At 71.1% G+C, this 12,379-nt stretch carries 11 protein-coding genes; 6 read left to right on the plus strand and 5 right to left on the minus strand.

Annotated features, from left to right (window positions below; all coding sequences use genetic code 11):
• Positions 1-414 precede the first annotated feature (414 nt).
• Both ACFWPJ_RS12270 and hemE read right to left on the minus strand, forming a co-directional pair.
• Positions 415-1,773 (minus strand): protoporphyrinogen oxidase, encoded by a 1,359-nt coding sequence (locus tag ACFWPJ_RS12270; RefSeq protein ID WP_378850064.1) that lies wholly within the window; start codon positions 1,771-1,773, stop codon positions 415-417.
• Between the two features lie 41 nt (positions 1,774-1,814).
• Positions 1,815-2,870 (minus strand): uroporphyrinogen decarboxylase, encoded by a 1,056-nt coding sequence (gene hemE / locus ACFWPJ_RS12275; RefSeq protein ID WP_378850065.1) that lies wholly within the window; start codon positions 2,868-2,870, stop codon positions 1,815-1,817.
• Positions 2,871-3,221: 351 nt separating this feature from the next.
• Here hemE and ACFWPJ_RS12280 point away from each other — a divergent pair, with 351 nt between their 5' ends.
• The 4 genes from ACFWPJ_RS12280 to ACFWPJ_RS12295 all read left to right on the plus strand — a co-directional run bounded on the left by ACFWPJ_RS12280 (position 3,222) and on the right by ACFWPJ_RS12295 (position 6,224).
• Entirely contained in the window at positions 3,222-3,773 is a 552-nt protein-coding gene (locus tag ACFWPJ_RS12280) for a DUF3000 domain-containing protein (RefSeq protein WP_374104913.1), read from the plus strand.
• A 22-nt stretch (positions 3,774-3,795) separates the two neighbouring features.
• Positions 3,796-5,046: an HRDC domain-containing protein gene (locus tag ACFWPJ_RS12285; RefSeq protein ID WP_378850067.1), complete on the plus strand. Its 1,251-nt coding sequence runs from the start codon at positions 3,796-3,798 to the stop codon at positions 5,044-5,046.
• 102 nt (positions 5,047-5,148) lie between these two features.
• On the plus strand, positions 5,149-5,667 hold the full coding sequence (locus ACFWPJ_RS12290) for a hypothetical protein (protein ID WP_378850069.1): 519 nt from the start codon (positions 5,149-5,151) through the stop codon (positions 5,665-5,667).
• A 236-nt stretch (positions 5,668-5,903) separates the two neighbouring features.
• A complete protein-coding gene (locus tag ACFWPJ_RS12295) occupies positions 5,904-6,224 on the plus strand; it encodes a hypothetical protein (protein ID WP_378850071.1) in 321 nt (106 codons plus the stop codon).
• A 53-nt stretch (positions 6,225-6,277) separates the two neighbouring features.
• Here the strand turns inward: ACFWPJ_RS12295 and dxs are convergent, their stop codons facing one another.
• Positions 6,278-8,176, minus strand: coding sequence for a 1-deoxy-D-xylulose-5-phosphate synthase (gene dxs / locus ACFWPJ_RS12300; protein ID WP_378850072.1), 1,899 nt, complete (start codon positions 8,174-8,176; stop codon positions 6,278-6,280).
• Between the two features lie 190 nt (positions 8,177-8,366).
• Between dxs and ACFWPJ_RS12305 the strand changes: the two genes are divergently transcribed.
• Complete coding sequence (locus ACFWPJ_RS12305) at positions 8,367-8,564, plus strand: hypothetical protein (protein WP_378850074.1); 198 nt, start codon at positions 8,367-8,369, stop codon at positions 8,562-8,564.
• A gap of 70 nt (positions 8,565-8,634) precedes the next feature.
• Positions 8,635-9,303, plus strand: coding sequence for an SIMPL domain-containing protein (locus tag ACFWPJ_RS12310; protein ID WP_378850076.1), 669 nt, complete (start codon positions 8,635-8,637; stop codon positions 9,301-9,303).
• Between the two features lie 151 nt (positions 9,304-9,454).
• On the opposite strand, the gene ACFWPJ_RS12315 is transcribed toward ACFWPJ_RS12310, so the two are convergent.
• Together ACFWPJ_RS12315 and ACFWPJ_RS12320 are read right to left on the minus strand one after the other, a co-directional pair.
• Complete coding sequence (locus ACFWPJ_RS12315; protein ID WP_378850078.1) at positions 9,455-10,825, minus strand: class I SAM-dependent RNA methyltransferase; 1,371 nt, start codon at positions 10,823-10,825, stop codon at positions 9,455-9,457.
• The coding region (locus ACFWPJ_RS12320; RefSeq protein WP_378850080.1) for an APC family permease at positions 10,822-12,379 on the minus strand (1,558 nt) is incomplete at its 5' end. The genes ACFWPJ_RS12320 and ACFWPJ_RS12315, both read right to left, overlap by 4 nt.

The following is a 12,379-nucleotide window of genomic DNA, read 5'->3' on the forward strand; positions in this document are numbered from 1 at the left end:
ACCGCACCTGAACCCCGCCACCCCGGCCCGGAAAGGTACACCGGAAATTGCGCCCCCACACCAGCTGGGGGTGCGCGCCCCACTCGGCCCCCACCGCATCTTGCCGGGTGAGGTTCTATTGGCAGCCGCACCCGCCGCCGGACGTCGCCGCCGGACCGCAGCAGGTCGCCTTTTCGCTGCTACCGCAACAACTGGTCTGCCGTTCGGTGCTGCAACACGTGGCCGGCGCAGGCTGCGATGGTGCGTCCGGTCGACGTGTCGCCGGGGACTCGAACTCGTTCGGTGTGGTCATGGTGGCTCCTTGATCCGTGGGGGCAGGCACCAGGACAGACGGCGGAGAACAGGAAAGGACGCACCGGGCGTGCCCGCGGCTACGTAGAAGGGGTCGCGGACGCCCAGCGGCGCCTTGGCGGCTCAGTCGACGCGGGCGGCGAGTGTCGTGCCGACACGCTCGGCGGCTGCGGTGCCTGAGGCGACGCAGGCAGGGACGCCGACGCCGTGCAGGTAGGAGCCGGCCACGGCGAGCCCGTCGAGGGAGGCGACGGACGACTCGATGATGGCGATGCGGTCGGTGTGGCCGGGGGCGTATTGGGGCAGGCCGCCGGGCCAGCGCTGGACGACGGATTGGATCGGGGTGATCTCGGTGCCGGTGACGGTGGTCAGGTCGGTGACGGCGGCCGCGACGAGGTCGTCGTCGGACCAGGACAGCGGGGATTCGTCGCCGAAGCGGCCGAAGGAGGCGCGGACCAGCGCGACATCCCGGGCGCCCAGATGCGGCCATTTGCGGCTGGACAGGGTGAAGGCCTTGGCGCGCAAGGGTTCTCCGGTGGCGACGAGGATGCCGGAGTTGTCCGGCAGTCCGGTCTCGCGCGGCAGTGCCATGGCGACCAGGGCCGACGAGGACAGTTCGATGCCCGCGGCGGCCTCGGCGGCGACGGGGGCGACGTAGTGCAGGAGGCGGGCGGTGACGGGCGCCGGGGTGGCCAGGACGACGCCGTCGACCAGGCCGAGCGGGTCGACCACCCAGCCGCCGGACGCGGCCGCCACCCTGGTCGCCGCCAGAGTGGTGACCAATCGGGCGCCGGACGCCTCGACGAGCGCCCTGAGCAGGGCGCCGTAGCCGTCGCGCAGCCCGCCGAAAACCGGCGCGGTACTCGGCGGGGGCAGGGCTTCCCGAACGGCGTCGGTAAGGCTGCGCGCGCCGCGATCGAGGGCGGCGGCGAGAGTCGGCAGCGCGGCCCGCACGCCGATCGACGCACTGGTGCCCGCGTAGACGCCGCCCAGCAGCGGGTCGACACTGCGCTCGACGACCTGGCTGCCGAACCGGTCGGCGACGAGGCTGTGGACGTCGACATCGCTGCCGGGTTCCCAGTGCAGCGGCCGCTCCGGCTCGGCGGCGACCTGCGCGAGTGTCGCCTCGTCGACGAGGCCGCGCAGCGACTCCGCGTCGGATGGAATCCCCATCAGGGTGCGCCCCGGCAGCGCATGCGCCGCCCCCTGCGCCCAGACCAGCGGCCGCTTCCCCGCGGGCCGCACCAGCTGATCGTCGAGCCCGAGCTCGCCCATCAGCTCGATCACCTCGGGCCGCCGTCCGACGAAGGCCTCGGCACCGAGATCCAGTGGCTCCCCGGCCAATTCACCGGTGTGCAGCACCCCGCCGAGCCGCGCGGCCTGCTCGACAACGACGATGTCGGCGCCGTCCCCGAGCCGCTGCCGCAACCGATACGCCGCGACGAGCCCGCTGATTCCGCCACCGATGACCGCGATCCGCATACCTCGACCGTAGCCGCGCCGGACTCGCCGCCGCACAGCGACTACAGGGAGTGCACCAACTCGACCAGCGCGGTCAGCACGCCCGGATCGGTATCCGGCAGCACCCCGTGCCCCAGGTTGAAGATGTGCCCGCTCGCGCCCATCGTGATCGCCTCGTCGGCCTCGCGCACGATCCGCCGGGTTTCCTTCTCGACCGCGTCGAACCCGGCGAACAGGATCGCGGGATCCAGGTTGCCCTGCAAGCCCTTTCCCGGCCCGACGCGACGCACGGCATCGGTGAGCGGCACCCGCCAGTCCACGCCGACCACATCGGCGCCCGCCTCGCCCATCGCCCCGAGCAGCTCGCCGGTGCCGACGCCGAAGTGGATGCGCGGCACGCCCGCCGCGGCGACCTCGGCGAAGACCCGCTCCGAATGCGGCAGCACGTACTCGCGGTAGTCGGCCAGCGACAGCGCGCCCGCCCACGAATCGAACAGCTGCACCGCGTCGACGCCCGCGGCCAGCTGGGCCTGCAGGAACGCGATGGTAATGTCGGTGAGCGCGCCGAGCAGCGCGTGCCAGGTCTGCGGGTCGGCGTGCATCATCGCCTTGGTGCGCTCGTGATGCTTGCTCGGCCCGCCTTCCACCAGGTAGGAGGCCAGGGTGAACGGTGCGCCGGCGAAGCCGATGAGCGGGGTGTCGCCGAGCGCGTCGGTCAGCAGGCGCACGCCTTCGGCGACCGCGCCGACCTCCTCGGGCCGCAGCCGCGGCAGCGCGTGCACATCGGCGGCGGTGCGCACCGGCGAGGCGACCACGGGGCCGACGCCGGGCACGATGTCGAGGTCGATACCGGCCGCCTTGAGCGGAACGACGATGTCGGAGAACAGGATTGCCGCGTCGACGCCGTGCCTGCGGATCGGCTGCATGGTGATCTCGCACACCAGCTCCGGGTCGAAGCAGGACTCGAGCATCCCGATGCCCTTGCGCAGTTCCCGGTACTCCGGCAGCGACCGGCCTGCCTGGCGCATGAACCAGACGGGCCGCCTGGTGGGCGTCGCGCCGGTGGCGGCGGCCAGGAACGGGGCATCGGTCAACCGGCGGCGGGTGTAAGTGCTCATCGCTGTTCATCCTAAGCGGACCCGCCACCGATTCCGGTCCGAGGTCGCCGCCGAACGCACTGCCCGCGAGACGCGACATCCGCACCGCGCCGACCGGCGGGAATCGGACGAACCGGCCATGCGCCCGTCTACGGAGTCGGCCATCGCGCATCGTGCACCATCAGAGGGCCGAGAATGCGCCCTGCGCAACGCAGCCCGTACCCGGCCGCGTGTGGCGGCGCGCCTCCGACGGCGCCGGGCGCACACCGTCTACCGTCTCTCCTCGTGACACCGCTCGACATCCGCGACGGCGCCGCACCGACCGGGGGAACGCCCCGCGAGCCTGCTTCTTTCCGGGCGGCGGTCGATGCGATGGGCACCGCAACAGTGCACCCCCGAATCGAGCTGGCGCCTATCCGTCCTCCGCAACGGTTGGCGCCGTTCTCCTATGCGCTCGGAGCGGAGGTCACCCACCCAGACAGCGCCATCGTGCCGATCGATTCCGAGGGGGACGCGTTCGGCAGGCTGATCCTGCTGCACGACCCCGAGGGCGACGAGGCCTGGCACGGCGTGTTCCGGCTGGTCGCCTACATCCAGGCCGACATCGACGCCGCACTGGCCGCCGACCCATTGCTCCCCGAGGTGGCGTGGAGCTGGCTGGTCGACTCCCTCGAGTCACGGGGTGAGCCGTTCACCGCCCTCGGTGGCACGGTCACGGCCACCAGTTCGGTCCGCTACGGCGACATCGCGGGCCCGCCGCGGGCCCACCAGCTGGAGCTGCGCGCCTCCTGGACGGCGATGAACACCGAGATGCGCCGGCACGTGGAGGCGTTCTGCGAGGTACTGGCCTTCGCCGCCGGGCTGCCGCCCGCCGGGATCACCCATTTGCGACCGGAGTCGTATACCCGCACCGATCGCCCTTGAACGCCACGTAGAGTTCACGTTTATGCCGGTCGCCGAGGAACCAACCGCAGCAGAGCCCCTGCTCGCCCCCGCCGAGGGGGTTCCCCCTGTCCTGGCGACCGCCGACGACGTCGCCCAGGCCGCCAAGAAGATCGCCGCGGGCACCGGCCCCCTGGCCGTCGACGCCGAACGCGCGTCCGGTTTCCGCTACTCGGCGCGGGCGTATCTGATCCAGCTGCGGCGCGCGGGCGCCGGTACCTTCCTCATCGACCCGATCCCGATCACCGATGCGCTGATCCCGCTGGCCGAGGCGATCAACGACCTCGAGTGGGTCCTGCACTCCGCCGACCAGGACCTGCCCGGTCTGGCCGAACTCGGCCTGCGCCCGGCCCGCCTGTTCGACACCGAACTCGGCGGCCGCATCGCCGGCTACGAGCGCGTCGGCCTGGCCGCGATGGTGGAGAACCTGCTCGGCCGCTCGCTGCGCAAGGGGCACGGCGCCGCCGACTGGTCGACCCGCCCGCTGCCCGACGAGTGGCTCAACTACGCCGCCCTCGATGTCGAGCTGCTCCTGGAACTGCGCGACACCGTCGCCGCCGACCTGGCCGAACAGGGCAAGATCGACTGGGCCGCCGAGGAATTCGAGCACATCCGCACCATGGCGCCGCCCGCGCCGAAGGCCGACCGGTGGCGGCGCACCTCCGGCATCCACACCCTGCGCCGCACCCGCCAGCTGGCGATCGTGCGCGAACTGTGGACCACCCGCGACGCGCTCGCCCGCGCCCGCGACGTCGCGCCCGCCCGGATCCTGCCCGATTCCGCGATCGTGGCCGCCGCCACCGCGGAGCCACGCAGTATCGCCCAGCTGCGCACCCTGGCCGTCTTCGGCGGGCCGCGCCAGCGCCGCTATTCCCGTGACTGGCTCGCCGCGATCGAACGCGGCCGCACCCTGCCCGACAAAGAGCTCCCGCCGCTGACCCTGCCCTTCGACGGGCCGCCCCCGGTCAACCGGTGGGAACGCCGCGACCCCGCCGCCGCCGCCCGCCTCGCCACCGCCCGCAGCGCCATGGGCGAGCTCTCCTCCGAATACGCCATCCCGGTGGAGAACCTCCTGTCCCCCGATCTCGTGCGGCGGCTGTGCTGGGACGGGCTCCCCGACTACAAGAACGTCGGCGAACCCGACGAACTGTCGGCGACGATCGAGGAGTTCCTGCGCGCGGGCGGTGCGCGACGGTGGCAGCGCAGCCTCGCCGTGCCCGCCCTCACCAAAGCGCTGACGCCCTCCGTCGGGTAGCCGAGGGACCCCGGCGTACGCCCTGAGCGGATCGGAAAGGTGTAGGCCGGGCGCCGGTGGGTATTGAAAGGGGTTATGCCCCACACGGTTTGGAGTACGGCCTTGACCGATCCACGATTCCCGCAGCCTTATCAGCCACCCCGATTTCCGGCAGGCCCGCCCGAACCGAGTGCCGTCACCGCGATCTTCGCCGCCATCCTCGCCATTCTCGGTGGATTGCGCGGGGTGTTCGGCGCCGTCGCCATTCCGTTCCTGACCACCGACTCCGACTTCGACCCGACCGGGTTCTGGAGCAAGATCCAAGTGCTGCTGGGTGTTTCGGCGCTGTGCTCGCTGATCCTGCTCGTCGGCGGCATCCTGATGCTGGCGCGCAAGAAGGTCTCTCGCGTCCTGATCGGGGTGGGCGGCACCGGCACGCTGGCACTGTCGGTCATCACCACGATCGCGCTGTACAACCACCTGGACGCCCGGGCCGACGATTCGACCTCGATCACCGTGTCCTTCGATTCCGATCTGAGCGTGTTCAACGCGATCGGGTTCCTGTTCAATATCGTGCTGCTGGTACTGACATTCCTGCCGAGCACGGGTCGCTGGCTGGCCCACCACCGACCCGGGTACTGACCGAAATTCCCTCGACCCGGCGACCTCTCGGCGCTAGCGTGGCTCCTCGCCACTGTCGCGTCGAGAGGATCCGCCGTGTCCGAAACCGAGGCGATCGCCGCCAACCGCGCGAACTGGGACGATCGGGCCGACGTCCACGCGCGGTCGCGGATGTACGACGTCGACGCCTTCCTGGCCGACCCGACCGCGGTCTCCTCGGGTTCGTCATTCGCGACGACCACCCGATCCTGGGTGCGATGGAATTCGAGCCGTGGGAGATCGGCGACGATTATCTCGCCGGTGGCGGCGCCCGCTCGTACTCGGATTCGGGTACCTACACCGAGGATTCGGACGGGTCGATCACGCACACCACCAATCACGAATGGCGGCACGACCTGGGTGAGGTCGTCGGCGCGCTGCTGGCGGCGGGGCTCGTCATCGAGGCGCTGGCGGAGCTGCCCTATATGGACTGGCGGCCGTTCCCCGATCTCGTCCCCTGCGCGGAGGGCTGGACGCTACCTCCCGGGAAGCCGCGGATCCCGTTGAACTTCGCCGTCGTCGCCCGGCGTCCCCACTGAACGAGCTGCGCGCCCGGAGTAAGTCACCGGGCGCGCAGGATCAATGCGGTCTGTCAGCGCGACTGCAGCCAGCCGCCGATGCGCTGAGCGATCGCGTCGGCGGTGAGACCCAGCTCCTCGAGGATCTCGCCACGCGAGGCGTGGTCCAGGAACTGCTGGGGCACACCGAGATCGCGGGTCGGCACATCGAGACCGGCGTCGCGCAGGCGGGCCGAGACGGTCGAACCGATGCCGCCGTGCAGGCCACCGTCCTCGACGGTGACGACGAGGCGGTAGTTCTCGGCCATCTTGACCAGGGTGTCCGACACCGGGATGACCCAGCGCGGATCGACCACGGTGACCGAGATGCCCTGCGGGGCAAGCAATTCGGCGACCTGCATGGCCGTCTCCGCGAACGGGCCGACGGCCACGATCAGGACGTCACCGTGCTGGGACTGCGCCGAGCCCGCGCCGGGGACGGCCAGCCGCAGCACATCGATGCTGTCGACGCGTTCCACCGCGGTGATGTCCTCGGCGACACTGCCTTTCGGGAAACGCAGCACGGTCGGTCCGTCGGTGACGGCCAGCGCCTCGGCGAGTTCCTCACGCAGGGTGGCGCCGTCGCGCGGGGCGGCGACGCGGATGCCGGGGATGATGCCGAGCAGCGAGAAGTCCCACATGCCGTTGTGGCTGGCGCCGTCGGGGCCGGTGATGCCCGCGCGGTCCAGCACCACGGTGACCGGCTGCTTGAGCAGCGCCACATCCATCAGCAGCTGGTCGAACGCGCGGTTGAGGAAGGTCGAGTAGATCGCGACGACGGGATGCATGCCGCCGAGTGCCAGTCCCGCGGCCGAGGCCATCGCGTGCTGCTCGGCGATACCGACGTCGAACATGCGATTCGGGAAGCGTTCACCGAACGGGGCCAGCCCGGTGGGGCCGGGCATGGCCGCGGTGATGGCGACGATGTCCTCGCGCCGCGACGCGTGGTCGATGAGCTCCTCGGAGAACACCGCCGTCCAGCCCTTGGCCTTCTTGCCGGCGAGCGGACGGCCGGTGAGCGGGTCGATCGGGTCGCAGGCGTGCATCTGGTCTGCGACGTGGTTCTCGGCGTGCTCGTAGCCGTTGCCCTTACGGGTGACCACGTGCACGACGACCGGACCGCCGAAGTCCTTGGCGCGCCGCATCGCCGCCTCGAGCGCGACAAGATCGTGGCCGTCGACCGGGCCGACGTACTTCATGCCCAGATCGGAGAACAGTTCCTGCGGGCTGACCGCGTCCTTGATCCCGGCCTTGAGCGCGTGGACCATCGAATACGCCGAATCGCCTACGGCGGGAATGCTTTTGAGGATGCGTTTCCCGGCGTCGAGGGCATGCTCGTAGGCGGGCTGGGTGCGCAGCGCGGTCAGCCGGTCGGCGAGGCCGCCGATGGTCGGCGCGTAGGAGCGGCCGTTGTCGTTGACCACGACCACCACCGGGCGGTCGGGCGCGCCCGCGATGTTGTTGAGCGCCTCCCAGCACATGCCGCCGGTGAGCGCGCCGTCACCGACGATGGCGACGACGGTGCGGTTCTGCTCGGACAGCGCGAACGCCTTCGCCATGCCGTCGGCGTAGGACAGCGCCGCCGAGGCGTGCGAGGACTCCACCCAGTCGTGCTCGCTCTCGGCGCGGCTCGGGTAGCCCGACAGGCCGTCGCGCGTGCGCAGCGAGTCGAACCGGTCCTTGCGGCCGGTGAGGATCTTGTGCACGTAGGCCTGGTGACCGGTGTCGAAGATCAGCGGGTCCGCCGGGGAATCGAAGATCCGGTGCAGGGCGATGGTCAGCTCGACCACCCCTAGGTTGGGGCCGAGATGGCCTCCGGTGGCGGCGACCTTCTGCACCAGGAACTCGCGGATCTCCTCCGCCAGCTCCCGCAGTTGCGGCACGCTCAGCCGGCGCAGATCTTCGGGTGAATCCACCCGCGACAGCACTCCCACCTGAACTCGCTCCCTCCGGACTACTTGTGTGATCCGCCCAGTGTATTTGGCCGTGCGGGCGGCACCGGCTCGCGGGCCCTTCCCGGTCCGTCGCGCCGACCATAGCCGCACCCGGCGCAGCTGCCCACCCCACGCCCGCTGAACTGGGCGCCCGGCGGTGAACCGCCCTCCCAGCGGGCACCGACCGGCTGTGAGGACTATCTCCCCCGCGCGTCCCACCTGGGGAGGCGACGACGCGACCTACAGTGACCGCTGTGGCCGAACCGGACGGGCGCGCACGATCGACCCCAGCGTGGTGGCGGGCTGCTGTAGCGCCTCGCGGCGGATGCCTACGCGACAGATGGACGCCGCGGTGCGGACCATCTCCGGCAACGCGGGCAACTACTGACCCGTCGGAACTCGCGCCCGTCGCGACTCGTTGGGCAGCACAGCATCCTTCGACCGACAGGAGTAGTGCGGTGGGCAAGAAGTCCTGGCAGGCGAGCACGACGACGTTCGGGCGCGGCACGGTGCGCGCCACCCCCGACCTGATCCGGGTCACGCTGTCGGTGGAGTCACGCGCGGACACCGTGGCCGCCGCCTACGGGCGGGCAGGTGACCGGGTGAACGCCGTCGTCGCCGCCCTGCGCGCCGCCGGGGTGGGCGACGCCGACATGGCGACCAGCGGGCTGAGCGTGCGCACCGAGACCGTCTACACCGACAACGGGCGCAGCGAGATCGCCGGCTACCTGGCGTCGACGAGCCTGAGCGTGTCACTGCGCGAGGACACCGGCACCGAACCCGCCGACACCGTGGCCGCCGCGGTGACCGCGGGCGGCGACGATGTCCGCCTCGGCGGCCTGACCCGCGGCATCGCCGACCCGGAGCCGCTGCTCGCCCAGGCGCGCGACGCCGCCTTCGACGACGCCAAGACCAAGGCGGAGCAGTACGCGGCCCGCGCGGGCGTTTCCCTGGGCGGGGTCATGCAGATCACCGAGGACATCGCCACGCCGATGCCACGCGCCTACGAGATCGCCGAAATGGACAGCGCACCGATGCTGATGGCCCGGGCGAGCTCCCCGGTAACGGTGGTCCCCGGCGAGACCGAGATCGGCGCCACCGTCCGGGTCACCTGGGCCCTCGACTGACCTTCCGGCGAGACTGATCGGCCGATTCCGCGATCGGGGGCGCTCCACCGGACCCGATGGCTGCCAAGCACGTCGGCGATCATGCATCAGTGGCGATCGCCTCAGGCGCGCTGACGAAGGCACCAGCCTCGCAGCACCGACGAGGTGTGACTCAGCGGTCGAGCAGCGCGACGCATTCGACGTGGTGGGTCGCGGGGAAGGCGTCGAAGGCGCGGAGGTCGGCCAGGTGGTAGCCGGCGTCCAGGTAGAGGCCGAGGTCGCGGGCGAAAGATGCGGGGTCGCAGCCGATGTGGACGATGCGGCGGGGGTCGGCGTCGGTGACGGCGGCGACGATCTCCTTGCCCGCGCCCGCGCGCGGCGGGTCGAGGACGACGACGTCCGGTGTGCCCGCGGCGCTGTGGGTGCGCACCCAGCGTTCGACGCGGTCGGCGCGCAGGTCGAGCCAGGGCAGATCGCGCAGGGCGGCGGTGCCGTCGGCGACGGCCGAACGCGCCGATTCGACGGCCGCGACGGCGCCGGTCTGCCCGGTCTGCTCGGCCAGGCGCGCGGCAAAGACGCCGACACCGCTGTACAGGTCCCAGCCGGACCCGCCTGGCGTCAGCCCCGACCAGTCGGCGACCAGGTCCGAATAGCATTGCGCGGCACGATGATGCGCCTGCCAGAAGCCGGTCGCCGCCAGTTCCCAGCGTCGCCCGGCGACGTACTCCACCGCCCGGCCGGTCCCGGCCATGACCCATTCCTCGCGCGGCGCGTTGGTGGCCGACTTGCGCGCGGCCGCGCGGTCGCGGACCGCCCCACGCTCGTCACCGCCGGGGCCGCCGGATTCCCGGCGCCGGCTGGGATGCTGACGACCACGGCCGCGGCCCGCGCCACGCCGCGTCTCCGGACGGCCACCGGGCTGCGCGGTGTCGGGCACCGCGGCCAGCTCCACGATGTGACGCACCCCGTCGCCGTCGACCGCGACGACCAGGTCGGCGCCCGGCGTCCACAGCCGGTCCGCGACACCGTCGAGCGCGCCCGCGACGGGCTGCGGGCACCGCAGGTCCGTCATGATCCCGGTACTGCGATGGCGGTGTACCCCGGCACGACCGGCGCCGTCGACGACCAGCCGCAGGCGGGTCCGCCAGCCGCCGGTGACCTCGCCGGAATCACCGGCGATCGGCTCGACCGTCACGTCCTGTTCCACCCCGGCCAGCCTGCGCAGCTGCTCGGCCACCACCGTCGCCTTCAGCGCGCGTTGCGCGGCGGGCGTGGCGAAGGAGAAGTCGCAGCAGCCCGCGCCGCCGGGACCGGACACCGGGCAGGTCGCGGGCACCCGATCCGGGGACGCCTCGATGATCTCGACGGCATCGGCCCGGCAGAACGACCCGCCCCGGTCCTCGGTGACCCTGGCACGCACCAACTCACCGGGCAGGCCGTGGCGCACGAACACCACGCGGCCCTCGTGCCTGCCGACACAGAACCCACCGTGCCCCGGCGGCCCGAGCCGGATCTCGAATTCCTCGCCGCTCCAGTCGCTCATCCGCGGCGGCCCGGCTGCTCGAAACCGCGGCGCACCGAACCCGGCGCGTTCACGTCGGCGGGCTGCTTGGCGCGCGCCGAGGAACTGAGCTGCCACGGCACGCTCGTCACCATCACGCCCGGCTCGAACAGCAGCCTGCCCTTCAACCGCAGCGCGGACTGGTTGTGCAGCACCTGCTCCCACCAGTGACCGACCACGTATTCGGGGATGAACACGGTGACGACGTCGCGGGGGGCGTCCTTGCGCACCCGCTTCACGTAATCCAGCACCGGCTTGGTGACCTCGCGGTACGGCGATTCGATCACCTTGAGCGGCACGTTGATCTCGCTGTTCTCCCACTCGCGCACGAGCCTGCGGGTGTCGGCGTCGTCGACGTTCACCGTCACCGCTTCGAGGGTGTCGGGCCGGGTCGCGCGGGCATAGGCCAGGGCGCGGCGGGTCGGCAGGTGCAGTTTCGAGACCAGCACGATGGAATGGGTGCGGCTGGGCAGCACACCGTCCCACTCGGATTCGTCGAGCTCACGCGAGACCGAGTCGTAGTGCTTGCGGATGAGCTTCATCACGATGAAGATCGCCACCATCGTGATGATCGCGATGTAGGCGCCCGCGAAGAACTTGGTGCCGAGCACGATCACCAGCACGGTGCCGGTCAACGAGAGGCCGATCGCGTTGATCACTCTCGACCGCTTCATCTTCGCCCGCTGCGCCGGATCGGTCTCGGTGCGCAGCAGCCGCGTCCAATGCCGCAGCATGCCGGTCTGGCTGAGCACGAACGAGACGAACACGCCGACGATGTAGAGCTGGATGAGCTTGGTCACCTCGGCGTCGAACAGCACCACGAACGCGATCGCCGCACCCGCCAGGAACAGGATGCCGTTGGAGAAGGCCAGCCGATCGCCGCGGGTGTGCAGCTGACGGGGCAGGTAGCGGTCCTGCGCCAGGATCGAGCCGAGCACCGGGAACCCGTTGAACGCGGTATTCGCGGCCAGCACGAGGATCAGCGCGGTGACGATGGTGATGAAGAAGAAGCCGATCGGGAAGCCGTGGAAGACGGTCTCGGCGATCTGGGCGATCAGTGTCTTCTGGTGGTAGTCGGCGGGCGCGCCGACCAGGTTCGACGTGTCGTGGGCGTACACGACCCCGATCTTCTGGGCCAGGATGATGATGCCCATCAGCAACACGATCGCGATGGAACCCAGCAGCAGCAGGGTGGTCGCGGCATTGCGCGACTTGGGTTTACGGAACGCGGGCACGCCGTTGCTGATGGCTTCCACACCGGTCAGCGCGGCACAGCCGGAGGAGAAGGCGCGCGCGATCAGGAAGGCGAAAGCAATACCGTAGAGATGCTCGTTCTCGGCATTGAGCCCGAAACCGGCCGACACGGCCTGGATATCGTCACCGAGGACGTAGAGCCGGAACAGTCCCCAGCCGAGCATGGCAGCCATGCCGAAGATGAAGGCGTAGGTCGGAATCGCGAACGCGGTGCCCGACTCGCGCACACCTCGCAGGTTGATCTCGGGGGGCACCCCCCCCCCCCCCCCCCCCCCCACAACC

The organism is Nocardia sp. NPDC058497 (assembly GCF_042720195.1).
Taxonomy (GTDB): Bacteria; Actinomycetota; Actinomycetes; order Mycobacteriales; family Mycobacteriaceae; genus Nocardia.